Source organism: Ruegeria sp. HKCCD4884 (assembly GCF_013110855.1).
Lineage (GTDB): Bacteria > Pseudomonadota > Alphaproteobacteria > Rhodobacterales > Rhodobacteraceae > Ruegeria.
This window is the reverse complement of sequence record NZ_WVRJ01000002.1, coordinates 207,830-231,511: the sequence shown is the minus strand read 5'-3', so window position 1 is coordinate 231,511 and position 23,682 is coordinate 207,830. Positions and strand designations below refer to the sequence as shown.

Genomic DNA, 23,682 nt, shown 5'->3' with positions numbered 1-23,682 from the left:
ACTTGAAAAAGTAAACCGCCGGTGAGTATCTCACCGGCGGTTTTTTGTTGGCGTTACTGACTGCGGCTGGCGGTCAGGTCGACAGAAACAGAGACGGCAAAGCCCAGGGACTCCTCGGTCGGCTGTGACGTGCCGACGTTGAAATCCAACCGGTTGAGTTCAACAGAACCCGACATGGTGGCCGTATCGCCCTGAAGCTCCAGGGAAAACGGAAGAATGATATTCATCGTTTTGTCGCGGATGGTCAGCGGGCCACGGGCTTCGTACCCGGTTTCGGTCTTGAACAAATCTGCGGTGAACTGCGCCGTAGGGAATTGTGATGTGTCAAAGAAATCGGAACCCATAGCCTGATCAGTAACCGAACCAAGGCTCAGAGAGCCAATGGCTATGTTAACGTCCACAGATCCCGCAGGCCCGACTTGTGCAGGTTCGTCGAAGGTGATGGCAGCGGTCCAGTCGGCAAAAGATCCGGTGACCGGGCTGCCCAACTGAGAGATTGTTATCGACAAGGCCCCGGTCTGCACTTGCCAGTCAGATTGAACTTCGGCGAGTTCGATGTCGGCATCGTCGGCTTCGCGTGCGAATTCACCCGTGACCCAGCCGCCAGTCAGAACCATGCCCCAAACCGCCACGGCAGCAAGCGCAGGGACAAGTGAATGGTGTTGATGCGGCGGTTCTGGTGCGTCCGAATGACCAGGCAGCATTCTTCGCAATGTACTGTCCTTGTCGATGACGTGATGTTTCAGCGCGCCAACAATGTGCAGCGCCAATGAACCCACCAGAACCCACATGAACAGCCAGTGAAGGACTCCGGTCATCTCAGCCACGGCTTCAGACTTGGGAACAAACGGCAGGTTTTGCCCAAAAGGCCAGAGGATCGGTGCGAACCCTTCTGTCGCTGCGTGGTGGATCCAACCGCTGAGTGGAACAAGGACCAGCGAACCGTATAAAAGCCAATGAACGGTTTCCGCCGCAAAGGCCTCGGGCTTGTTGTCTGCATTTAACAAGCCGGGCTTTGTTTGTGTGAAAGCCCACAAAATGCGCGCCAATGCCACGAAGAAGACAGCGATCCCTACAGTTTTATGCAGCGAAAAGACGCGCGCGGCGCGGGCGATCTGGGCCTCGGTTGGGGCGGTGTCTGCGTGAAGAACCGCGTATGCCAGGTTATCTGCGATCCAGCCAAGCGGCAGGGCTGTCAGGATCAGAAGGGCTGTGAGCCAGTGAAACGTTTTTGCAACGCTTCCGTAATTGGAAAATGAATTGGTCGCGGCCATGAAAATAAGACTCCGGGATTCTCTGTCGTGTCCAACGTAAAGACGCGTGAGACTGACACAAGTAAGCGCGGACGCACAGCAACGGTGCCAGAATGCAGAATGCAGGCAGCGCTTGTGCCAGACGAGCAGTCAGTTTACACCCCGCCGCAACCTAACAGTATGCATGAGGTTGCAATGACACTCGCGTTCGTTTTTCCAGGGCAGGGCGCCCAGACAATCGGTATGGGCAAAGCTTTGGCCGAGGCTTATCCGGCGGCGCAAGCCATATTTGATGAGGTGGACGACGCTCTGGGTGAGAAACTGAGCAGCCTTATCTGGGAAGGCGATATCGCCGAGTTGACGCTGACACAAAATGCGCAGCCCGCATTGATGGCGACGTCAATGGCCGCAATGCGCGCCTTGGAGGCCGAAGGTGTTTCGATCAGCAAAGCCGCATTTGTGGCGGGGCACTCGCTTGGTGAGTATTCCGCTTTGGCCGCTGCTGGAGCGTTGTCAGTCGCTGACACCGCGCGCCTGTTGCGCACGCGCGGGCAAGCCATGCAAAGCGCTGTGCCTGTGGGCGAGGGTGCGATGGCTGCCATTCTTGGCTTGGATCTTGACGCCGTGCGCTCTGTTGCTGAGGAGGCCGCGCAGGGTGTAGTGTGTCAGGCGGCAAATGACAACGATCCAACCCAAGTTGTCGTGTCCGGTTCAAAAACCGCTGTCGAGCGCGCTGCCGAGATTGCCAAAGAAAAAGGTGCAAAACGTGCGGTTATGTTGCCCGTAAGTGCTCCATTTCACTGTGCGCTGATGCAACCTGCTGCAGATGTAATGGCGGAAGCCCTTGCTGCGGTCGAAATCAAAGCACCCGCTGTGCCCCTAGTGGCGAACGTACGCGCCGAGGCGGTCAGTGATCCGGATTTGATCCGGCAGTTGCTTGTCGAGCAGGTGACTGGGTCGGTCCGCTGGCGCGAGAGCGTGCAGTACATGGCGGCTCAGGGGGTGACCGAGACATGGGAGATCGGCGCAGGCAAAGCGCTGTCTGGTATGATCCGCAAGATTGACCGTGCCATTGCGGGCAAGGCCGTGGGCACGCCAGAAGATGTTCAAAAGGCCCTTCAGGCCGAATCGTAAGCTAAATGCGCGTCTTTGCCGACGCGCCAAGAGGGAAACTGTATGTTTGATTTGACAGGTAAGAATGCGCTGATCACCGGTGCATCGGGTGGGATCGGTGGCGACATTGCGCGTGCACTGCACGGCGCGGGTGCAACGGTTGGATTGTCCGGTACGCGAGTCGAACCACTGCAAGCCCTGGCAGATGATCTGGGTGAGCGCGCGCATGTGCTGCCTTGCAATCTGAGTGATCCGGAAGCTGTGGAGGCGTTGCCAAAGCAGGCGGCCGCGGCGATGGGATCGGTAGACATTCTGGTCAACAACGCCGGAATCACACGCGACAACCTGTTCATGCGCATGTCCGACGAAGAATGGCAGAGCGTTATTGACGTGAACATGACCTCGACCATGAAACTGTGCAAAGGCGTGATCCGGGGCATGATGAAATCGCGCTGGGGACGGATCGTGAATGTCTCGTCCGTGGTGGCTGCAATCGGCAACCCTGGGCAGGCGAACTATGCGGCATCAAAAGCCGGAATGATCGGGTTTTCCAAGGCCTTGGCCCACGAAGTTGCAACGCGCGGGATTACCGTGAACGCTGTGGCACCGGGATTCATCACGACGGCTATGACCGAGAAACTGACCGAGGAACAGAAAAAAGGTCTGTTGGTCAAAGTTCCTGCGGGTCGCATGGGCGATCCTAAAGAAATTGCTGCGGCTGTTTTGTACCTTGCAAGCCCCGAGGCGGGTTATGTCACTGGAAGTACCTTGCATGTGAACGGCGGTATGGCCATGTTGTGATCGCGACAGGGGCGGACGCGAAAGCGTTTGCCTCTCGCGTCGACTATGCTATAGGCGGCGCATCTATGCGGGGCCGGTCTTTCAGGTCGGCCTTCTACTTTCCCGGTTTCCCGGGACCCAAACCGCCCGAAACGGGCAAATCAAGGCCAACCCGTGCGGGCAAGGGCAGAATCGGGCAGACCGCCCTGTAAAGGAATGAGGAATAGACATGAGCGACGTCGCAGATCGCGTTAAGAAGATCGTTGTTGAGCACCTGGGTGTTGAAGAAGACAAAGTCGTGGAAAACGCGTCTTTCATCGACGATCTGGGCGCAGACAGCCTGGACACCGTTGAGCTGGTTATGGCGTTCGAAGAAGAGTTCGGCATCGAGATTCCCGATGACGCAGCCGAAACCATCCAGACCTTCGGCGACGCGGTCAAGTTCATCAGCGAAGCGTCCTAAACGTTTCTTTCTGATCAAAAGCGGCGCTTCCGAGCAACGGAGGCGCCGTTTTTTATGTCCGCGCAAAATTCGCACTTGCGTGGCCATTTTCCACTGCGCACTGTTTCCATTGAGGCAAAACTCAAAGTGGACAGGGCATGATAAGATCCACTCCAATGATAAATACCGCGCGTTTGACGCTATGCGCCATGCGCCCGGAGGATTTTGAACGGTTCGCTGAAATATGGCGTGACCCGTGTGTCGTGCAGCACATTGGCGGTACGCCCCGATCGCGAGGCGAAGCTTGGGACTCTTTTCTGCGCAATGCCGGGCACTGGCAAATGGCCGGGTTTGGCCAATGGGGCGTGATGCAGCAATCGACGCGCACGCTGATTGGGCAGGCGGGGTTCTTTTATGGCAACCGACGTTTGGGTGAGGATTTTGATGGCTTCCCCGAAGCAGGTTGGATTCTGGCCCCCGAGGCACAAGGTCAAGGGTTGGGGTATGAGGCGGCCAAGGCGGCTCATGACTGGTTCGACCGTGTGATTCCAGGGCCTTTGGTGGCGATGGTGAACGCATCCAATCTGTCGTCCCAGAAGCTGGCCAAAAAGCTGGGCTATGTTTTGATGCGCGAAGGGGTGTATAGTGAAACCCCGGTGCATTTGTTACGGCGCAACGGACCACCCGCCCGCGCGTAATTCCGCCAGTTCGCCTATATGCCGCAAAATGGCCAAACTGTGCCGATCCCGGTAAATCGGGTTTGGAACGTTCGACCTATGCTACCGGGGATTTTCAGAGCGATTGAGCGGAGGAACAGGCTCATGAGGATTTACCCCACGATGGAACTGCAGAACGGCCGGTGTGTCACGCTGGACAAAGGCCGTCTGGATAACGCGATGATCTGGCACGTGAATCCGGTTGAAACAGCGCGGAGTTGGGCTGACGCGGGTGCCGAATGGATGCATCTGACCGATTTCGACGCGATTGAAGGCAAAGATACCAACGTCGAACTGGTCGAGGAAATCATTCGCGGAGCTGAGATTCCCGTACAATTGGCCGGTGGGATGCGCACGCGAGAACAGGTCGAGCATTGGATCGACAAAGGCGTAGGGCGCGTTGTCATCGGCACTTTGGCCGCGCTGGAGCCGAATCTGGTCAAGGAACTGGCCAAGCTGTACCCAGACCAAATCGTGCTGTCTGTCGATGTCTGGCAGGGGTATGTCATGACCGATGGTTGGCGCAACCAGAGCGCGTTCACACCCGAAGCATTCATTGACGCATTCGAAGGCGTGCCATTTGCTGCGATTGTCGTGACAGATATCGACAGTGACATGGAAGATGTAGACGCTCAGCTTGGTTTGATTTCCGGAATCGCCGGGCATTCGAGGACCCCGGTGATTGCGAGCGGTGTTGTGCGCACGGCGGACGATATTTCCCGTCTGGCTTATATTCCGAATATCTCGGGCGCAATTGTCGGGCGGGCGCTGTTCCGTAAGTCGCTTGAGTTGTCAGATGCTCTGGAGATGGCTAAGGCCGCACACGAGCCAGTGGCGCAGTTCCAGTAAGCCGAATAAACAAACCATTCCGCCCTTTCTGCTGCGCGCGTGAAAGGGCGGGTACTGAGTTTTTCCCAAAATACGCGTTTCTCTGGGTGATCGGCGGCAGGATGCCGGCGCGGAAATCGCCCTTGCTCTTGCCCCCGCACCCCGGGCCGGGGTATGAGCGGTTCTCATAACAGGAAGCAGGCAAGAGGCACTTCATGCGCAGAGTCGTTGTAACCGGTCTTGGATTGGTCACTCCTTTGGCCAGCGGGGTCGAGGAAACATGGTCGCGGTTGCTGGACGGGGAATCCGGCGCAGGCCCCATCACGCACTTTGATGCGGTCGGCAGCGGGGTCACAACGACCTATGCCTGCGAGGTGCCGCGCGGGGATGGAACCGACGGAACGTTCAATCCCGATGATTGGATGCCGCCGAAAGAACAGCGCAAGATCGAAGACTTCATCCTGTATTCGATTGCGGCTGCGGAAATGGCCTGCAAGGACGCGAACTGGTTGCCGGAGGATGAGGAAGACCGTCTGCGGACAGGTGTTCTGATTGGTTCGGGTATCGGGGGGCTGGGCTCGATTGCCAATACAGCCAATCTGATCCGCGACAAGGGTCCGCGTCGGGTGTCGCCGTTCTTTATTCCGGGTGCTCTGATCAATCTGGCCTCGGGTCAGGTGTCTATCCGCCACGGGTTCAAGGGACCGAACCACTCTGTTGTGACGGCATGTTCGACTGGTGCCCATGCAATTGGCGATGCCAGCCGGATTATCCGCGCTGGTGATGCGGATGTCATGGTTGCAGGTGGCGGCGAAGGCTGCATCTGCGAGATCGGGATTGCAGGTTTCAACGCCTGTAAGGCTTTGTCGACGAAATATGCAGACGACCCGAAGAAAGCCAGCCGTCCCTATGATGTCGACCGTGACGGGTTCGTCATGGGTGAGGGCGCGGGCATCGTGGTTCTGGAAGACTACGAACACGCCAAGGCGCGTGGAGCGAAGATTTATGCCGAGGTTCTGGGCTATGGCATGTCGGGTGATGCCTATCACATCACCGCGCCGTCAGAGGATGGCGATGGGGCCGAACGTTCGATGAAGGCCGCGCTGCGCAGTGCCGGGCTGGAGCCGAAAGATCTGGGCTACATCAACGCGCATGGCACCTCGACCATGGCGGATACGATTGAGTTGGGTGCTGTGGAACGCCTGCTGGGCGATCATGCGTCAAACGCCACAATGACCTCGACGAAGTCGGCCACCGGGCACTTGCTGGGGGCTGCGGGCGCGATTGAAGCGATCTTCTCGATCCTGGCGATCCGGGATCAGGTGGCGCCGCCGACGATCAACTTGGACAACCCGGCTGTCGAAACACCGATTGATCTGGCACCGAATGCCAAGCGCGAGCGCGAGATCAACGTGGCTCTGTCAAACTCGTTTGGGTTTGGCGGTACCAATGCCAGCGTGATCTTTGGAAAGGTCAGCTAAATGTGGCGGGCCATTGCTTCGAATGCGCTGACCATGTTGGTGGTCGGCCTGTTCCTGATGGGCGGACTGATCCTTTGGGGGCAATCTCAGTACAAAGCGGAAGGCCCGCTTGAAACCGCTATCTGCCTACAAGTCAGAAGCGGGTCGAATATGACGCGTGTCAGTCAGGAACTGGAAGATCAGGGCGCGATCCGCAATGCAACATTGTTCCGTATGGCTGCGGATTATACGGACCGCGCACAGCAGCTGAAAGCCGGTAGCTTTCTGGTACGCGAAGGTGCGTCGATGGAGCAGATCATTGCCGAGATCACCAGCAGCGGGGCCAGCACGTGTGGATCCGAGATCGAATACCGCATCGGCGTGACCCGTGCCCAGACACGGGTACGCGAGTTGAACCCGGCGACGTTGGATTTTGATGAAATCGCGTCTTTTGATGCTTTGGAGGAAGAGGCCCCAGCAGCCTATACCGAAAAGCGTAGTGAAGCGGACACTCGGTATCGCGTATCCTTGGCCGAAGGCGTGACCTCATGGCAGGTGGTTGAAGCGTTGAAGTCCTTTGAGGCGCTGACCGGAGAAGTGACTGAGATCCCGGCTGAGGGTATGTTGGCCCCGGACAGCTATGATGTTGTGGCTGGTCAGGACCGCAATGATGTCCTGAAGGCTATGCAAGACAAACAGCAGCTTCGAATCAACGCGGCCTGGGAAAACCGTCAGGATGGCTTGCCGTTGGAAAGCCCCGAAGAGATGCTGATCCTTGCTTCGATCATCGAAAAGGAAACCGGAGTTCCCGAAGAGCGCGGACAAGTAGCCAGCGTGTTCGTGAACCGCCTGAATCAAGGGATGCGGTTGCAGACGGACCCGACAGTCATCTATGGCGTGACCAAGGGGCAAGGCACTTTGGGTCGGGGTCTGCGGCGCAGTGAGTTGAACCGCCCAACGCCGTGGAACACGTATCAGATCGATGGGTTGCCGCCGACCCCGATTGCGAACCCCGGTTTAGCAAGTCTTGAGGCCGCCGTTGCGCCGGATGACACCAGCTTTGTGTTCTTTGTGGCCGATGGCACGGGCGGTCATGCCTTTGCAGAGACATTGCAGGAGCACAATCGTAACGTAGCCAAGTGGCGCGAGATTGAAGCTGAACGGAACTCGGGAAACTAGACCCAAATTTCAAAACTACGAAAAGAAACGCCGACGTCAGAGGAATATCCGACGTCGGCGTTTCTTTTTGTATTGGCTTTTGGTGTTAAGCGGCAGGGCGTCTGCGGCGGGGTCGGCGACCCTTTCCAGCCGAAGGCTTTCCATCGCCATTGGCTGGTTTGGGTTTGAACCCACGACGGCGATTATTTTGGCGGCGCGCTGGTTTTTGGGGTTCAACACCTTCAGGCATTGTGCCGCTTGCGACGGGAATTTCGATCTTCATCAGTTTCTGAATCTGACGCAGCAGATCGACTTCTTCAGGTGCACAAAATGCAATGGCCTCACCTTCACGCCCGGCACGCGCCGTGCGGCCGATCCGGTGGACATAGTTGTCAGGCACTTCGGGTAGATCGAAATTGAAAACATAAGCAACGCCAGGGATATCGATGCCACGCGCGGCAACGTCGGTGGCCACCAGAATGGTTACCTCACCTTCGCGAAACGCCTTGATCGCGCGGTCCCTTTGCCCCTGGCTTTTGTTGCCGTGGATCGAAGCCGCGTTGTACCCATCGGCAACCAGACCCTTCATCAACCGTTCGGCCCCGTGTTTGGTGCGGGTGAACACCAATGTCAGCGCATCGCTGTCTCGTGAGAGTATTTCACGCAGCTTTGCTGGTTTTCCGGGTTTCGACACAAAGTGCAGCGACTGTGTGATCTTGTCAGCGGCCTTGCCTGGAGGCGATACCTGAACTCGTTGGGGGTTGGTCAGGTACGCGCGGCTAAGCTCTTCCATCTGTTTTGGCATGGTAGCCGAAAACAACATGGTTTGGCGTGGAGTACCCAGCACTGGTGCAATTTTGCGCAGGGCGTGGATAAACCCCAAATCCAGCATCTGGTCAGCTTCGTCCAAAACCAGATGGCGAACCGAGCTGAGATCGACGGCGCCACGGTCCATCAGGTCAATCAGGCGACCCGGAGTGGCGACCAGAATGTCTGTGCCACGCGCCAGGAACATGATCTGCTTGTTGATCGATTGTCCGCCCACAACTGTCCCAACGCGCAGCTTGGTGCCTTTGGTCAAGACGCGCAGGCTTTCGGCGATCTGGTTCACCAATTCGCGGGTCGGCGCAAGGATCAACGCCTTGGCTGTCTTGGGATCAGGTTTTCCAGGCTGAGCCAGCAGGTGATCAATCAGAGGCAGGCCGAAGGCCAGTGTCTTGCCGGTACCTGTTTGGGCAAGACCCAGAATGTCGTGGCCGTTCAGCGCAAGCGGGATGGCTTGGTTCTGAATCGGGGTAGGCTGTGTGAAATTGGCGCTTTTCAGCGCTTTGTTGAGTGCGGGGGCAAGACCCAGCATGTCGAAGTCGAACAAAAAACTATCCTTTATGCCCGGAGCTATTGCCCACGGACAGGTCGTGACGGGTCGCGCGCGGCGACCTGCAGGGGTTGTGCGAGACCTCGGGACAGGCAGGCGCACCCTGCGCTATCCGGTCGTCGCGTCAAGAACCCTGCGTGATGGGGAACTGTAATGTGGATCGGGCGCTGTAGGGCGGAAGAGGTCCGCGCAAGCTCACGCAGCAGCGCTTTGATTGGCGGCAAATGGGGGTTGAGGGAAGGATTGTCAAGCTGGCATTTGTAAATGGAGCCATGCGTTGGAAGTGAGGGTGTCAAAATTAACGCGATTCTTAGCCCGGTTTCGAGTGACGCCCTGAAGCAAGAGGGTGGTTTTAATGGTTTTTCAACGAGAGCAGTATTCGCGAAGCAGCTATGTCGGGGGCTAAAATCTTACTTCTGCGTACGCTCCCCGTTGCGTTCGTGTTGCGTAACTAATTGACATTGCGTACTTAAATCCGTATGAGTTGTGTCATGTTAGAAGAAGTGGGCAACGGCGGCGGGGAAACCCGGCGGCCGTTTTTCGTTTCTCTCGTGCGGAGAAAACTCACGCATGAGATCACAGGCAAACATGACTTTGATTACCCCGGAAGAGCGGATTTCCCAGACGGCTGACTTGTTGCAGTCGCTTGAGAGGTCCATTCGCGATCTGCGGCAAGCGGCGGAAGACCTGCGCAAACAGATCGGTGCCGGGGAGGATGCAGATCTTGCTGGTTCAGCCAGGCAACTCGGGCAGTTAGAGGGGCTGATCCGAAGTTGTCAGAAAGTGGAGACAAGCTTTGTCGAACAACATTACAGACAAGCCGGAATTGCCCAAGGGGGGTACGCGCTCGACCTTGAGCGCGCTCGATTTGAAATCGGGTGCAGGTTGGCTCGCCTCCGCCGATGCTGCGGTGCGAGAGAGATTTCTGAGTGAGATCGGGGAGGGGGGGCTGTGCGCCCTCCCTTTCCTGTTTGAGTTTTGGGCGCTGCCGCATCAGTTGCCGCCCGAGGGAGATTGGCGGTCTTGGGTGATTATGGGCGGGCGTGGTGCCGGGAAGACGCGGGCCGGGGCTGAATGGGTGCGGTCGATGGTTGAAGGGGCGAAACCGTTGGATCGTGGAGAGGCCAGCCGGGTGGCGTTGGTCGGTGAGACCTTTGATCAGGTGCGCGATGTGATGATCTTTGGCGATAGCGGGATATTACAGTGCTCGCCGCCGGATCGTCGGCCCACATGGAAGGCGTCGGAACGGAAACTGATCTGGCCCAACGGGGCCGAGGCGCAGGCGTTTTCGGCGCATGATCCTGAGGGGCTGCGCGGGCCGCAGTTTGATGCGGCGTGGGTTGATGAGCTGGGCTGTGCGGCAATCGACAAGGGCACAAACCAGCCCCAAACAAGTTCCTCGACCCCAAGTCCTCGGAATCGCTGTTGCCAGCTTTTTCGAACGGATTGAGGGATGATTACATTCAGGCGCAGTATTTGACCGCGACACTAGGATACTGGAGCGATCCCGCAGTTAATCCAGTGTCACATATCTATGGCGCTCGGATGCTGGATTTGGCGAACGCGTACGTTTGGGCGTGGGATACCCGTCCGTTTCCAACATTTCCAAATCTGCAGAGCCAATGGGACGATGGAAAAAACTATGCCAGAGGGCATTGGCTGAACGGGCAGTCCGGGTCGCGGACGCTTGCATCTGTAGTAACCGAAATCTGCCATGGGGCAGGGGTGACTGATATCGATGTTTCGCGGCTTCACGGTGTGGTTCGGGGCTATGTGATCGAAGATGTGACAAACGCACGGTCCGCTTTGCAACCTTTGATGCTGCGCTACGGGTTTGATGCAATTGAACGGGACGGTCAGTTGCGGTTTCAGATGCGCAACGGTTACGGTGCGGTCGCACTCAACCCTGATCATCTGGCGATCAGCCGCGATCTGGAAGGCGCGGTTGAACATCGGCGTGAGGCTGAGGCCGAGATGACTGGTCGGGTTCGCTTGCGCTTTGTGCAGTCGGATGCGGACCATGATCTGGTCGCAGAAGAGGCCGTTCTTCCCGACGATAAAACCCATTCCGTTTCGGTGAATGAAATGCCGTTGTCGATGACCCGGGCAGAGGGTCGTCAAACCGCGGAACGCTGGCTGAGTGAGGCAAGGGCCTCGCGTGATACCGTGCGCTTTGCGCTGCCGCCGTCGCAGATACATCTGGGTGCCGGGGATCTGGTGCGATTGTCAGAGGTCGAAAACAGCCCGATTTACCGCATTGACCGACTGGAAACATCGGACCTGCAACTGGCCGAGGCGGTTCGGGTCGAACAAGGTGTCTACAAGGCTTCGGACCTGCGCGAAGATGCTCCGACAGTGAAACCCTATGCTGCGCCGACCCCTTTGCTGCCGGTTTTTCTGGACCTGCCGTTGTTCACGGGTGCAGAAATTCCGCATGCCCCTTATCTGGCTGTCACGGGCGATCCGTGGCCCGGCGCGGCTGCGGTCTATACCTCGTCAAGTGACGAAGCTTACGCGCTGGGCGACATAGTCCAGGGGCAAGCGATTGTTGGTGTCACCGAAACCCCGCTGTATCGTGCCAGCGCGGGTGTGTGGGACGAGGGTTCGGCGTTGCGGATCAAGTTGGTGTCGGGTCAGTTGGAATCCCGCACTCGTGGTTCCGTTCTGAATGGCCTGAATCTGGCTGCTATCGGCGATGGGTCGCCGGGCAACTGGGAGGTTTTTCAGTTTTCCGATGCGGTTCTCGAAGCGCCCGGAGTCTACGCCTTGTCCGGGCGTCTCAGGGGGCAGTTGGGCACGGACGCTTTGATGCCGGATGTCTGGCCGGATGGCTCAGTTTTTGTTCTTCTGAATTCTCAGATCCAGCAGACAAGTTTGATGCGCAATGAGCGTCGGATGGCCAAACACTACCGCATCGGGCCTGTGGATCGCAGTTACGATGATCCGTCTTTCCAACATCTGATCGCGTCTTTCGATGGTAACGGATTGCGTCCTTACGCACCGGTGCACCTGAAAGTTCAATCCGGTCTGTCCGGCGATGCACTTTCATGGATCAGACGTGCGCGTCTGGACGCGGATGATTGGTCGGGACTGGAGATACCTCTGGGCGAAGAAACCGAATCCTATCTGGTGCGCATCCGTGCAGATGGAACATTGCTGCGCGAAGACCTGATCGCGGAACCACGCTGGACCTATTCCTCAACAATGAAGGCGGCGGACGGTTCGACCGGCGCGTATGAGGTCGAAGTGGCGCAGGTGTCAGCCGTCTACGGCCCCGGTCCGTCAACCCGTCTTTTGGTGGGGCAGTCAGCCTGATGCGGCCGGTCCTGCACGGAGATGTCAGTGCCGCAGCGCGTGCTTTGCTGGCAGCTCCTCAGGCAGACCGGACACGTTTATGCGTTCGGATGATTCATGAAGCAGAACTGGCTGACAGGCATCTTGAACGCACGGGGCGACTTCATCCCGTTTACGGCAACGGCTCGCTGATGGCCGTTGCTCGAAACAGAACCCTGGCGAATGAGCCGGGGTTCGACGACTTGCAGTATTGCCAATGTTTTGAGACGGTTCTGCACCATCTTTCCAAATTCTTAGTCACCCGGCAGCGCAGCTGACACATTTGCTGGCGGCCAAGTCCAGCGCCAACCGCGCGTCTGGAATTCGGTCGCCGCAATCCTCGCAATACCCGTATTCCTCCTCTTCAATGCGTACCAAGGCGGCTTGAAGACGGCTTTTTTCAATATCGCGATTGGTTTGTTGCGCCTTTGCCATGGCCTGGTTTTGCAAGGCATCCATGCGACTCAGTCGGCCAACCACTTGTTGATCCAGTTCAACGACAGCCTGCGCTTTTTGACCTGACGCTGAAAGCTGTTCCAACTCGGCCAGTCGCTCGCGAATTTTTGTTTCAAAATATGAGCTTTCGAACTCATTCATTTTTGTTGCATTGCAGATCACGGGTTTGCGTTTGGTCTTTTTACCACTAAATGGCATTCTAGGCGCAGCAAAGGATGAAAAGCCATGTTTGAAAAGCGCAGTCATGTAACGCCGGTTGATCCGGTTTGGACCCGCATCACATCCGAGGCCCACGCGGCCGTAGAAAAAGAACCACTCATGGGTGGTCTTGTGCACGCCTGTATCCTGCATCACCGCAGCCTTGAACGCGCGCTTTCCTATCGGATTTCGGCCAAGCTGTGCTCGAACGAGATGTCGATGATGGTCTTGCGAGAGATTGTCGACGAAGCATATGCCGATGATCCACATCTGATCGAAGCGGCGCGGGCTGATCTGATGGCCGTTTACGAGCGTGACCCCGCATGTCACCGCCTGTTGCAGCCGATCCTTTACTTCAAAGGGTATCAGGCGATGCAGGCCTATCGGGTTGCGCATTGGTTGTGGAAAAAGGGTCGCTACGATCTGGCCTATTTCTTCCAGATGCGCTCGTCCGAGATATTCGGGATAGATATTCATCCGGCTGCAAAGATCGGCAAGGGTATCATGATCGACCACGCTCATTCCATTGTCATTGGTGAAACCGCTGTTGTGGGCGATAATGTTTCAATGTTGCATTCGGTAACGCTGGGCGGAACCGGCAAGGAAGAGGAACAGCGCCACCCCAAGATCGGCAACGGGGTTCTGATTGGGGCCGGAGCGAAGGTTCTGGGCAACATCGAAGTTGGCCATTGCAGCCGTATCGCTGCGGGTTCGGTGGTTCTGCAACCTGTACCGGCTTGCAAAACCGTTGCTGGTATTCCCGCGAAGATCGTGGGCGAGGCGGGATGCGATCAGCCTGCGATCTCGATGGACCACATGCTGGGCAAAGACCAGTAGGTAAAAATCACTTCAAGCGGTTGGTGCGTTTCTCCAACCGCTTGCGCTTGCGTTCCTCTCGTCTCTGCTGACGCAGTTCTTTGCGCCGCTTTTGTTCAGCTTTCTGCTCGGCAATCGCCTCAGGATCACTGCTTTTGAATTTCGAGTGCTCGCCCGGATAACTGTTCGGTTTCGCAGAGACCTCGCCTGGTGTCGTCCCAGTCAAAAGGACCAAAACTACCAAGCTTTGTACAAGGTTCTTGCGGACCACAGAGCACTCTCCTTCTGAATTAATCTTGTAGAAGAAGGTGGGAGGTCAATGCGCTTTAGGCAATTGATACGCCAATCACACGGGTTCAATTCAGCGCCAAATGATAAGATGACCCCCGCCCAACAAAAGCTTGGGCGGGGGGTGTTCGAGTGCCTCAGGCCAGCATGACCATCGGATTTTCCAGATTGTCGACAATGGCCTTGAGCAGTTCTGCCCCTAGCGCCCCGTCGATGACGCGGTGATCCACGGACATTGTGACAGACATCACGGTTGCCACGGTCAGTTCGCCATCATCTCCGACAACAGGCTTTTTCACACCGGTCCCTACAGCCAGAATTCCGGCATGTGGCGGGTTTACGATTGCATCGAAGTTGTCGATGCCAAACATACCCAGATTTGAGACGGCAAAGGTGCCGCCCTGATACTCATGCGGTGCCAGCTTGCGTTCGCGGGCGCGGGCTGCAAGGTCTTTCATCTCGGTCGACAGGGCGGACAAGGACTTCGTGTCAGCATCTTGCAGAACCGGGGTGAACAGGCCGCCCTCAATCGCAACAGCAACGGCGACGTCCGAAGGCTTCAATTGCAGCACGCGGTCACCCGCCCAGACTGCGTTACAGGCCGGAACCTGCTGCAGCGCGTTGGCGACAGCTTTGATGATGAAATCGTTGACGCTCAGCTTGACGCCACGGCCTTCCAACTGCTTGTTCAACTGGCTGCGGAACTTGAGCAGCGCGTCCAGCTTGATGTCACGACGCAGATAGAAATGCGGGATGGTCTGTTTGGCTTCGGACAGGCGCGCGGCGATGGTTTTGCGCATACCGTCCAGCTGGATTTCCTCGTACTCGCGCCCTTCATACATCCGAGCGACCATGTCTGCCGACGGCCCGGCTGGTGCCGCAGGCGCAGATGGAGCAGCGGTAGCAGGCGCTGGAGCAGCTGCAGCCGGTGCGGCTGTGGCGCTTTCCACATCCGCCTTGACGATGCGACCATGCGGTCCAGAGCCGGCGATCTGCGATAGATCAAGACCTTTTTGCGCCGCAATGCGACGGGCCAGTGGTGAGGCGAAAACACGACCGCCATCAGCCTTGACCGGAGCAGCCGGGGCAGGGGCAGAGGCTGGCGCCTCGGACGCCGCTGGCGCTGCAGTTTCTGCTGCGGGCGCAGCCGCTGGCGCGGCGGCAGGCGTCGCACCAATGTCATCTGCGCTTTCGCCGTCTTCCAGCAGAACGGCAATGGCGGTGTTGACCTTAACGCCTTCGGTTCCCTCGGCGATCAGGATCTTACCGATGGTGCCTTCATCAACGGCTTCGAACTCCATCGTGGCCTTGTCGGTTTCGATCTCTGCCAACAGGTCGCCAGAGGAAACGGTGTCGCCTTCCTTGACCAGCCATTTGGCAAGCGTGCCTTCCTCCATTGTGGGCGAAAGGGCGGGCATCAGAATTTCGGTGGGCATCTGTCTGTCGCTCCTTACCGGTAGGTCACTTGTTTGACGGCGGCGATCACCTCATCGGTGGTGATCAGTGCCAACTTTTCGAGGTTCGCGGCGTAGGGCATCGGTACATCTTTGCCAGTGCAGTTGATGACCGGGGCGTCGAGATAGTCGAACGCTTCCTGCATCACGACTGAACTGATGTAGCTGCCGACCGAGCCTTGCGGCCAGCCTTCTTCCACAGTCACCAGACGGTTCGTCTTCATCACCGAGTTGATGATTGCGCCAGTGTCCATCGGGCGGATTGTGCGCAGGTCGATAACTTCGGCACTGATGCCTTCTTCCGCCAGTTTGTCGGCGGCTTCGAGTGCGTATTGCATGCCAATGCCGAAGCTGACGATGGTCACATCCGAACCTTCGCGCCAAATACGCGCCTTGCCCAGCGGGATGGTCAGGTCATCCACCTGCGGCACGTCGAAAGAACGCCCGTAGAGGATTTCGTTTTCCAGGAAGACAACCGGGTTGGGGTCGCGGATCGCCGATTTCAGCAGACCTTTAGCATCGGCTGCCGAGTAGGGCATTACCACCTTCAGGCCGGGTATCTGCATGTACCACGCTGCATAGTCCTGAGAGTGCTGCGCAGCCACTCGGGCGGCGGCACCGTTAGGACCGCGGAACACGATGGGGCAGCCCATCTGACCGCCTGACATGTAAAGCGTCTTGGCAGCAGAGTTGATGATCTGGTCAATCGCCTGCATGGCGAAGTTGAAGGTCATGAACTCGACAATCGGTTTCAGACCTCCAAAGGCTGAACCAACGGCGATGCCTGCAAAACCGTGCTCGGTGATCGGCGTATCGATAACGCGCTTGGGGCCAAACTCGTCCAGCAGACCTTGGCTGATTTTATACGCGCCCTGATATTCGGCGACTTCTTCACCCATCAGGTAGACGTCTTCGTCACCACGCATTTCCTCGGCCATCGCGTCACGCAGCGCTTCACGGACGGTTTCGGACTTCATCTCTGCATCTGCGGGCCAATCGGGCGACAGGTCAACGACCGGAGCAGCGGGGGCAGCGGCAGAAGCGGGGGCCTCAACCGCCGCAGGGGCGGCCTCGGTCACCGCTGCGGCTGCAGGGGCAGCCGCGGGCAGGGCAGAGGCGTCTTCGCCTTCTTCCACCAGAACCGCGATAGGGGTGTTCACCTTGACCCCTTCGGTACCTTCAGCGATCAGGATCTTGCCAATGATGCCTTCATCAACGGCTTCAAATTCCATCGTCGCCTTGTCGGTTTCGATCTCGGCCATGATATCGCCAGAGCTTACAGTGTCGCCTTCCTTGACCAGCCATTTGGCTAGTGTGCCCTCTTCCATTGTGGGCGAAAGGGCGGGCATGAGAATTTCGGTTGCCATGTCTTATTCGTCCTCTCAGGCGTAAATGTCAGTCCAGAGCTCTTCGACGGAAGGCTCGGGGCTTTCTTTCGAGAATTCGGCGGCTTGATTGACGACCTCTTTGATCTCTTTATCGATCGCCTTCAGATCATCCTCGGTCGCGTGTTTGCCAGTCAACAGCAGCTCGCGCACATGTTCGATCGGATCGCTTTGTTCGCGAACCTTCTGAACCTCTTCGCGGGTGCGGTACTTGGCCGGGTCAGACATCGAGTGACCGCGATACCGGTAGGTTTTAACCTCAAGGATGTAAGGGCCTTTGCCCGCACGGCAGTGGGCCACAGCTTTCTCACCTGCGGCCTTAACCGCCAACACATCCATACCGTTGACGATCTCACCGGGGATGCCAAACGCCTCGCCACGCACGTAGATGTCTGGCGACGATGTTGATCGCGCCTGCGCTGTACCCATGGCGTATTGGTTGTTTTCGATCACAAAGACCACTGGCAGATCCCAGAGAGCGGCCATGTTGAACGTCTCATAGACCTGACCCTGGTTGGCCGCGCCATCACCGAAATAGGTGAATGTCACGCCACCGTTCTCTTTGTATTTGTCAGCAAAGGCCAGACCTGCGCCCAGCGGAACCTGTGCACCAACGATGCCGTGACCGCCATAGAAATGCTTCTCTTTCGAGAACATGTGCATCGAGCCGCCCTTGCCTTTGGAAAGGCCGCCTTCGCGCCCGGTCAGCTCGGCCATAACGCCACCCGGATCCATACCGCAGGCCAGCATGTGGCCGTGATCGCGATACGAGGTGATGCGTTTGTCACCTTCCTGTGCGGCGGCTTCGAGGCCGACAACAACCGCTTCCTGTCCGATGTAAAGGTGGCAGAAGCCGCCAATCAGACCCATACCGTAAAGTTGACCGGCCTTTTCCTCGAATCGGCGGATCAGCAGCATCTCGCGGTAGTAGGTTTTGAGCTCTTCCGCAGAAACATTTGGTTTCTTTGTGGTTTTTCGCGCAGCCATTGTGGCGATCTCCCCCTTTCGGACAGATAGTTTAGCGTTAAACTATCTTCTAAAGCATTTCGGGCGATCTGGCGAGTGTTAATGTGACGCAGCGTCGGATTACGCTAAGCCGCGCTTATCAAAGCAAAATGAATTGTTGCAAGAGAAGGGCTTTTCGACGAAAAACCCAAGTCCGCTTATCGGATGACGATCTCGTCCGCGCGGATCATACCCAGAACCGAGCGTGCCTGCTGGTCCAGAAGGTCCAGGTCAAGATAAGTGTCAGACAACCGTAGCGTCAGGTTCTCCATCTCGGCGATCTCGGCATTCAGCTTCGCCAAATCGCGCGACAGAGCGTCCCGTTCCGCTGCAATCTCGACCCGCCGAAACAGGCCATAATCTCCTTGTACGGCGGCAAAGGTGAAATAGACACCCAGCATGAAAGCCACCGAGAAGAAAGCAACTGCGCCCAAACCGGGCCGATGGGAACGGGACACTCTGTTTACCGCCGTATGAAAACTTGCCTCAAGTACGGGTCCTTTTCGAACCTCTTTCAGCACTATGTCACAGGTGATTCGGCTTGTGAATCCCCTGATTCCCAAAAATCAGGGGATGAGTCAGAATGTCTCGCAAGGTAAGCGAAAGCGCGCCGCGACGGGGCTACTGTTCCAATGCGGCTACACCGGGCAGGGTCTTACCCTCCATCCATTCCAAGAACGCGCCGCCCGCAGTGGAGATGTACGAGAAATCATGCGCCGCGCCCGATGCGTTCAGTGCGGCAACGGTATCGCCGCCGCCCGCAACTGACACCAACTGGCCCGAACGTGTCAAAGCCGCCGCTTTCAATGCGGCCGCATTGGTCGCTGCATCAAAGGGTTCCAATTCGAACGCGCCAAGCGGGCCGTTCCAGATCAGCGTTTTGCTTTTTGTAAAGATCTCGGTGATCGCGGCGACGCTTTCAGGACCTGCATCCAGGATCATGCTGTCTTCGGGGCATTGATCTGCGGGCAAGACTTGATGCGGAGCATGGGCTTCGAATTTGTCTGCAACCACAATATCCGTGGGCAGAACAATGGTGCAACCCGAGCTTTCGGCTTTGGTCAGGATTTCCGCAGCGGTATCCTTCATGTTCCGCTCAGCCAGCGATTTGCCGACGTTCAGACCTTTTGCGACCAGAAAGGTATTGGCCATGCCACCGCCAATGACAAGATAGTCCACCTTGTCGATCAGATTGCCCAACAACTCCAGTTTGGTGGATACTTTTGCACCGCCTACAACAGCAGTTACGGGCCGTTTAGGGGCACCCAGTGCGCCTTCCAGCGCTTGCAATTCGGCTTGCATTAGGCGACCTGCACATGCGGGCAGAAGGCGCGCCAAAGCCTCGGTCGAACTGTGGGCGCGGTGCGCGGCTGAAAACGCATCGTTGCAATAAACGTCCCCCAGCTTGGCCATGCCTGCGGCCAGATCAGCGTCGTTCTTGGTCTCGGCTGCGTGAAAGCGCGTGTTTTCCAGCAGCAATACCTGACCCGGTTGCAGCGCATCGGCGGCCAGTTCAGCCTCGGTGCCCACGCAATCGGCTGCAAACAGGACAGGGGCGCCAAAAGTGCTTTCCAGTGTCGGCACCAATTGCTTGAGTGACAAGTTTTCGCGTCGCTCGCCACCTGGGCGACCGAAATGGGCCAGTAGGATCGGCTTACCACCGGCGGCCAGAATATCGCGTACTGTCGGAGCGATCCGCTGGATACGGGTGGCGTCGGTCACAACACCGTCAACGACAGGGACATTGATGTCCACGCGCACCAGCACGCGTTTGCCGTTCAGATCCATATCGTCCAGTGTTTTCCAGCCCATCGTGCAATCCTTCCCAGTGGCAACCGATTTAGGCGGTTCTTTTCCTGCATTTTGCCCTCAGGTCAATGCGTCACTTGGCATTCACGCGCTTGGCGCATAGGTATTTGCGCAAGACAAACGACAGGAGGGCCACATGGCCGAGATCAAAGATCCCGAAAACACAATCATCATCGAGCTGAAAGGCGGCAACGTCGTCATCGAGCTGTTGCCCGACGTGGCCCCCCAGCACAGCGCGCGGATGAAGGAACTGGCCCGTGGTGGAGAATATGACAACGTAGCCTTTCACCGTGTGATCGACGGTTTCATGGCGCAAACCGGCGACGTTCAGCACGGCGATATGGAAGACGGCTTCAACCTGCGCATGGCGGGCACCGGTGGGTCGTCGCTTCCGAACGTTCCGGCCGAGTTCTCGAAACTGCCCCATGATCGCGGCACGCTGGGCGCGGCACGGTCGCAAAACCCGGATTCGGCCAACTCTCAGTTCTTCATCAACTTCAAGGACAACCACTTCCTGAACGGTCAATATACCGTTTATGGCCGTGTGATCGATGGCATGGAGCATGTGGATGCCATCGTTCGGGGCGAGCCGCCAGCGAACCCGGATCGCATGATCAGCGTCAAAGTGGCCGCCGATGTATAAGCTGGCTGCGGTTTTTGCACTGGTGACCAGCCCGGCACTGGCCAGCGGTCTGCAGATTGAGGTTGAAGGGGAAGGGGCCAATGGCACTATCTCGATCGACTTGTTCGAGGACGTCGCTCCCAAGCATGTGGAACAGATCACTGCGCTGGCCACCGACGGTCAGTATGATGGTGTCGTGTTTCACCGCGTGATTGACGGCTTCATGGCACAAACCGGAGATGTGCAATACGGCAATTCCGGCGCGGACGGGTTTGACATGCGTTACGCTGGACGCGGCGGATCAGACCGACCCGATTTGCCAGCCGAGTTTTCCGAGGTCACCTTTGACCGGGGCGTGGTTGGCATGGCGCGTTCGAACGATCCGGATTCGGCCAATTCGCAGTTTTTCATCATGTTCGAACCCGGCCCGTTCCTGGACGGGCAGTACACTGTGGTCGGTCAGGTGACCGATGGTATGGACGTGGTGGATGCGATCAAACGCGGGCATTCTCAGACCGGAGCAGTCACGGGCCAGCCCGACGTGATGAAAAAAGTTACCGTCACCGAATAAGCAGTGAAAGCCCGGCGCGGCCCAAAGCGCCGGGCTTTTTCTATGGTTTATTGATCGATAAAGTCGCGGATAGCTTGCGTATAGGCATCCGGCTTCTGAAACGAAGCAAAGTGACTGACATCTTCCAGAACAAGCAAGTCTGCCCCCGGAATGGCCTCGGAAATTGCCTGCGAATGTGCCATCAGGATGGCTTCGTCATGCGCGCTTTGAACGACCAGCGTTGGGACAGTGATCGACGATAACGCCTCCAAACCACCAGGTTTTTCGGTGCTCCACATAGCAGCAACCCCGCCCAGGAACGCTTCGAATCCATCTGGCGTGGGGGACATTGCTGCATAATCTTCGGCCATCATGCCGACATAGGCGCCAAACACTTCGTTGGTTTCTACTGACGGATCGATGCCATCCAGCGTCACATTACCCGCATGAGCAAAATGACTGGCCAACCGTTCCGGGTTGGTGCTCGAAATCGAATAGCCGATGTTGGCCCCGTCAGACCAGCCAACCAGATGCACTTGATCGATTTCCAGATAGTCCAACAGAGCCAGATAATCCTGCGAGAGCAATCCGTAGGAATAGGTGCTGCCATCATTGGTTGATCGCCCGTGCCCGCGAGTGTCGGCAACGATCACGGTGTGATCTGCGGCAAGATCCGCAACCTGTGCTGCCCAGATGTCACCATGCGCCAAACCACCATGGATCATTAATATCGGTGTACCCTCTCCGTCTCCATAGGTGGCGTAGTACATATTGATCCCATTGATTTCAGCAGTGCCGGACGTGTTGGCTGGGGGCATCTCTGGGGCTGCGGGGATGCTCAGCCACGGGTCGTCAGCCCAACTGGCGGTGGCAAGGCATCCCAGTACAAATGTAGTCGCTGTAATCTTCATAGCATCCTCCCGTTGATCCCGAGCCTTGGTTCAGCCGGGCGTTACGGAAGGATACGCTTGTTTTTTACTGACAGGGAAAAAACCGAGTCAGTTCACGTTAGTCTTCAGATGAAGTCACTTTCCAGATCAACGCACCGACCGCGCCGCCGATCAGGGGTGCCACCCAGAACATCCAAAGCTGTGCCAGCGCGGGGCCGTCTGCGAACAGGGCGACTCCGGTGGACCGGGCGGGATTGACCGATGTGTTGCTGACCGGAATTGACACCAGATGGATCAGTGTCAGTGCCAGGCCAATGGCAATCGGTGCGAAACCAGCCGGTGCCTTATCTGAAGTTGCGCCCAGAATGATGAAGATGAAAAAGGCCGTCATCACAATTTCGATCACCAGAACCGACATCATTGAATAGCCTTGCGGGGACGCGTCTCCGTATCCGTTTGATGCGAACCCTCCAACCCCTTCGAAACCGGGTGCTCCGCTAACGATCAGGTACAACACAATGGCGGCTGCAATCGCTCCGATAACCTGAGCGACCCAATAGGGCAGCAGATCTTTGGCTGGAAACCTTCCGCCAATCATCAGCCCCAAGCTGACCGCCGGGTTGAAATGACCGCCAGATATCGGACCAACCGTGTAGGCCATTGTCAGAACCGTCAGGCCGAAGGCGAAAGACACGCCAAGCCATCCGATGCCGACATCTGCAACACCTGCGGCCAAAACGGCACTGCCGCAGCCTCCGAGAACCAGCCAAAAGGTACCGAAGAACTCGGCAAGTAATTTTGACGACATGAAATTTCCTCCACAATGCGATGAGGTTAACTGTAATTCAAAAACTAACTTTTGTTAAATTGAGGCGAACGGGGAATTTCCCGGATGCCCTCTCACCCCAGGCGACAACTGACTAATGCCACTGTGCAGGATCCAGGTGAAAAAGTTTCGACAGCTGTTTGTAGACCTCTGGGTCAGAGTTGCGGAGTGCCTTTGGTCGCTCAAAGAACACTTCAACTGAAACGGCGAAAAACTCTTCGTGCCCTTCCGCGCCGTAGGGATCAATCACAGTTGGGCGTCCCATTTCAACGGCCTGTACATGGGCGTCATAAGCCGTCAGAAATGCGGCCTCCCACTCGGAAAAACTCTGATTGGCGCTGAGAACGGGCACACCATTGGCCGACCCTGTCAGATCGTCGATCTGATGTGCGAATTCGTGAAAGACAACATTTTGCCCGTCATGATCGTTCATCGCACCACGTTGGCTGTGCGCCCAGGACAGGATCACCGGGCCGCGATTCCAGCTTTCGCCAGTTCGCACGATTTCTTTCTCTGTGACGACATAACCGCTGTGTCGGCTCTGTCTGGATTTGAAAGCACTGGGATAGATCAGGATGGTAGTGAGGTTGTCATACCAAAGCTCAGTATTCACAACCAACAGACAGGCTTGCGCGGCGATGGACATCTGCATGTCTTCTGTGACATCCAGACCGTCGCAGCCTATGAACTCGACCTGATCGAGAAACAGGTTGATTTTGCCTTCCAGCTTTGCGCGCAGGTCTTGCGGCACTTTCTGCAGGATCGGGACCTGAGCGTCGATAAGCCGTCGTTGCTGATCGCTCAGCGGCGCGGCCAGCAGGGCCTGGCGGGCCTGTTGCTTTGACCAAAAGTAATACGCCACACCACCAGCAATCAGGGCGACAAGTATCAAAAAAACCAACATGGCCCGACCCTAACGCGATGT

General features: G+C 57.1%; 23 protein-coding genes and 1 pseudogene. 12 read left to right on the top strand and 12 right to left on the bottom strand.

Features of this window, described 5'->3' with window-relative positions:
• Positions 1 to 53 precede the first annotated feature (53 nt).
• Positions 54 to 1,274 carry a cytochrome b/b6 domain-containing protein gene (locus tag GS636_RS03550; RefSeq protein WP_171668456.1) on the bottom strand — a complete coding sequence of 407 codons (1,221 nt, stop codon included), beginning with the start codon at positions 1,272 to 1,274 and terminating at the stop codon, positions 54 to 56.
• Positions 1,275 to 1,448: 174 nt separating this feature from the next.
• On the opposite strand from GS636_RS03550, the gene fabD reads away from it, so the two are divergent.
• The 7 genes from fabD to mltG all read left to right on the top strand — a co-directional run bounded on the left by fabD (position 1,449) and on the right by mltG (position 7,771).
• Positions 1,449 to 2,387, top strand: a complete 939-nt coding sequence (fabD, locus tag GS636_RS03545) for an ACP S-malonyltransferase (RefSeq protein ID WP_171668455.1) — start codon at positions 1,449 to 1,451, stop codon at positions 2,385 to 2,387.
• A 42-nt stretch (positions 2,388 to 2,429) separates the two neighbouring features.
• Positions 2,430 to 3,167, top strand: a complete 738-nt coding sequence (gene fabG, locus GS636_RS03540) for a 3-oxoacyl-[acyl-carrier-protein] reductase (RefSeq protein WP_171090708.1) — start codon at positions 2,430 to 2,432, stop codon at positions 3,165 to 3,167.
• A gap of 208 nt (positions 3,168 to 3,375) precedes the next feature.
• A complete protein-coding gene (locus GS636_RS03535) occupies positions 3,376 to 3,609 on the top strand; it encodes an acyl carrier protein (protein ID WP_050602116.1) in 234 nt (77 codons plus the stop codon).
• A 137-nt stretch (positions 3,610 to 3,746) separates the two neighbouring features.
• Positions 3,747 to 4,286 carry a GNAT family N-acetyltransferase gene (locus GS636_RS03530; protein WP_171090706.1) on the top strand — a complete coding sequence of 180 codons (540 nt, stop codon included), beginning with the start codon at positions 3,747 to 3,749 and terminating at the stop codon, positions 4,284 to 4,286.
• A 123-nt stretch (positions 4,287 to 4,409) separates the two neighbouring features.
• Positions 4,410 to 5,153: a HisA/HisF-related TIM barrel protein gene (locus GS636_RS03525; protein ID WP_171668454.1), complete on the top strand. Its 744-nt coding sequence runs from the start codon at positions 4,410 to 4,412 to the stop codon at positions 5,151 to 5,153.
• A 194-nt stretch (positions 5,154 to 5,347) separates the two neighbouring features.
• A complete protein-coding gene (gene fabF, locus GS636_RS03520; RefSeq protein ID WP_171668453.1) occupies positions 5,348 to 6,613 on the top strand; it encodes a beta-ketoacyl-ACP synthase II in 1,266 nt (421 codons plus the stop codon).
• Entirely contained in the window at positions 6,614 to 7,771 is a 1,158-nt protein-coding gene (gene mltG, locus GS636_RS03515) for an endolytic transglycosylase MltG (RefSeq protein WP_171185817.1), read from the top strand. It begins immediately after the preceding gene.
• Positions 7,772 to 7,856: 85 nt separating this feature from the next.
• Here mltG and GS636_RS03510 read toward each other — a convergent pair whose 3' ends face one another.
• Positions 7,857 to 9,122, bottom strand: coding sequence for a DEAD/DEAH box helicase (locus GS636_RS03510; protein WP_171668452.1), 1,266 nt, complete (start codon positions 9,120 to 9,122; stop codon positions 7,857 to 7,859).
• Between the two features lie 871 nt (positions 9,123 to 9,993).
• On the opposite strand from GS636_RS03510, the pseudogene GS636_RS03505 reads away from it, so the two are divergent.
• Positions 9,994 to 10,476, top strand: a pseudogene (locus GS636_RS03505) (terminase large subunit domain-containing protein); the annotation flags it as partial.
• Positions 10,477 to 10,550: 74 nt separating this feature from the next.
• Positions 10,551 to 12,440, top strand: a complete 1,890-nt coding sequence (locus tag GS636_RS03500) for a phage tail protein (RefSeq protein WP_171668320.1) — start codon at positions 10,551 to 10,553, stop codon at positions 12,438 to 12,440.
• 276 nt (positions 12,441 to 12,716) lie between these two features.
• Here the strand turns inward: GS636_RS03500 and GS636_RS03495 are convergent, their stop codons facing one another.
• Entirely contained in the window at positions 12,717 to 13,055 is a 339-nt protein-coding gene (locus GS636_RS03495) for a TraR/DksA C4-type zinc finger protein (RefSeq protein ID WP_171668451.1), read from the bottom strand.
• A gap of 84 nt (positions 13,056 to 13,139) precedes the next feature.
• Here GS636_RS03495 and cysE point away from each other — a divergent pair, with 84 nt between their 5' ends.
• Positions 13,140 to 13,949 (top strand): serine O-acetyltransferase, encoded by an 810-nt coding sequence (gene cysE, locus GS636_RS03490; RefSeq protein ID WP_171090686.1) that lies wholly within the window; start codon positions 13,140 to 13,142, stop codon positions 13,947 to 13,949.
• Between the two features lie 7 nt (positions 13,950 to 13,956).
• Here the strand turns inward: cysE and GS636_RS03485 are convergent, their stop codons facing one another.
• The 6 genes from GS636_RS03485 to pgk all read right to left on the bottom strand — a co-directional run bounded on the left by GS636_RS03485 (position 13,957) and on the right by pgk (position 19,872).
• On the bottom strand, positions 13,957 to 14,199 hold the full coding sequence (locus tag GS636_RS03485) for a hypothetical protein (RefSeq protein ID WP_171090684.1): 243 nt from the start codon (positions 14,197 to 14,199) through the stop codon (positions 13,957 to 13,959).
• Between the two features lie 154 nt (positions 14,200 to 14,353).
• Positions 14,354 to 15,652, bottom strand: coding sequence for a pyruvate dehydrogenase complex dihydrolipoamide acetyltransferase (locus GS636_RS03480; protein WP_171668450.1), 1,299 nt, complete (start codon positions 15,650 to 15,652; stop codon positions 14,354 to 14,356).
• Positions 15,653 to 15,666: 14 nt separating this feature from the next.
• A complete protein-coding gene (locus tag GS636_RS03475) occupies positions 15,667 to 17,037 on the bottom strand; it encodes a pyruvate dehydrogenase complex E1 component subunit beta (protein ID WP_171090679.1) in 1,371 nt (456 codons plus the stop codon).
• Between the two features lie 15 nt (positions 17,038 to 17,052).
• Positions 17,053 to 18,042, bottom strand: a complete 990-nt coding sequence (pdhA, locus tag GS636_RS03470) for a pyruvate dehydrogenase (acetyl-transferring) E1 component subunit alpha (RefSeq protein ID WP_171090677.1) — start codon at positions 18,040 to 18,042, stop codon at positions 17,053 to 17,055.
• A gap of 176 nt (positions 18,043 to 18,218) precedes the next feature.
• On the bottom strand, positions 18,219 to 18,518 hold the full coding sequence (locus tag GS636_RS03465; protein ID WP_171090675.1) for a septum formation initiator family protein: 300 nt from the start codon (positions 18,516 to 18,518) through the stop codon (positions 18,219 to 18,221).
• A gap of 163 nt (positions 18,519 to 18,681) precedes the next feature.
• The gene (pgk, locus tag GS636_RS03460) at positions 18,682 to 19,872 is read right to left on the bottom strand and encodes a phosphoglycerate kinase (protein WP_171668449.1); all 1,191 of its coding nucleotides are present in this window, start codon (positions 19,870 to 19,872) and stop codon (positions 18,682 to 18,684) included.
• 133 nt (positions 19,873 to 20,005) lie between these two features.
• Between pgk and GS636_RS03455 the strand changes: the two genes are divergently transcribed.
• Both GS636_RS03455 and GS636_RS03450 read left to right on the top strand, forming a co-directional pair.
• Positions 20,006 to 20,512, top strand: coding sequence for a peptidylprolyl isomerase (locus GS636_RS03455; RefSeq protein WP_171090671.1), 507 nt, complete (start codon positions 20,006 to 20,008; stop codon positions 20,510 to 20,512).
• A complete protein-coding gene (locus GS636_RS03450; protein WP_171668448.1) occupies positions 20,505 to 21,062 on the top strand; it encodes a peptidylprolyl isomerase in 558 nt (185 codons plus the stop codon). Before GS636_RS03455 ends, GS636_RS03450 begins: the two co-directional genes overlap by 8 nt.
• Before the next feature lie 47 nt (positions 21,063 to 21,109).
• Here the strand turns inward: GS636_RS03450 and GS636_RS03445 are convergent, their stop codons facing one another.
• The 3 genes from GS636_RS03445 to GS636_RS03435 all read right to left on the bottom strand — a co-directional run bounded on the left by GS636_RS03445 (position 21,110) and on the right by GS636_RS03435 (position 23,661).
• Positions 21,110 to 21,952, bottom strand: coding sequence for an alpha/beta fold hydrolase (locus GS636_RS03445; protein ID WP_171668447.1), 843 nt, complete (start codon positions 21,950 to 21,952; stop codon positions 21,110 to 21,112).
• A 97-nt stretch (positions 21,953 to 22,049) separates the two neighbouring features.
• Positions 22,050 to 22,739 carry an aquaporin Z gene (gene aqpZ, locus GS636_RS03440; RefSeq protein ID WP_171090665.1) on the bottom strand — a complete coding sequence of 230 codons (690 nt, stop codon included), beginning with the start codon at positions 22,737 to 22,739 and terminating at the stop codon, positions 22,050 to 22,052.
• A gap of 112 nt (positions 22,740 to 22,851) precedes the next feature.
• Entirely contained in the window at positions 22,852 to 23,661 is an 810-nt protein-coding gene (locus GS636_RS03435) for a zinc-dependent peptidase (protein ID WP_171668446.1), read from the bottom strand.
• Positions 23,662 to 23,682 lie beyond the last annotated feature (21 nt).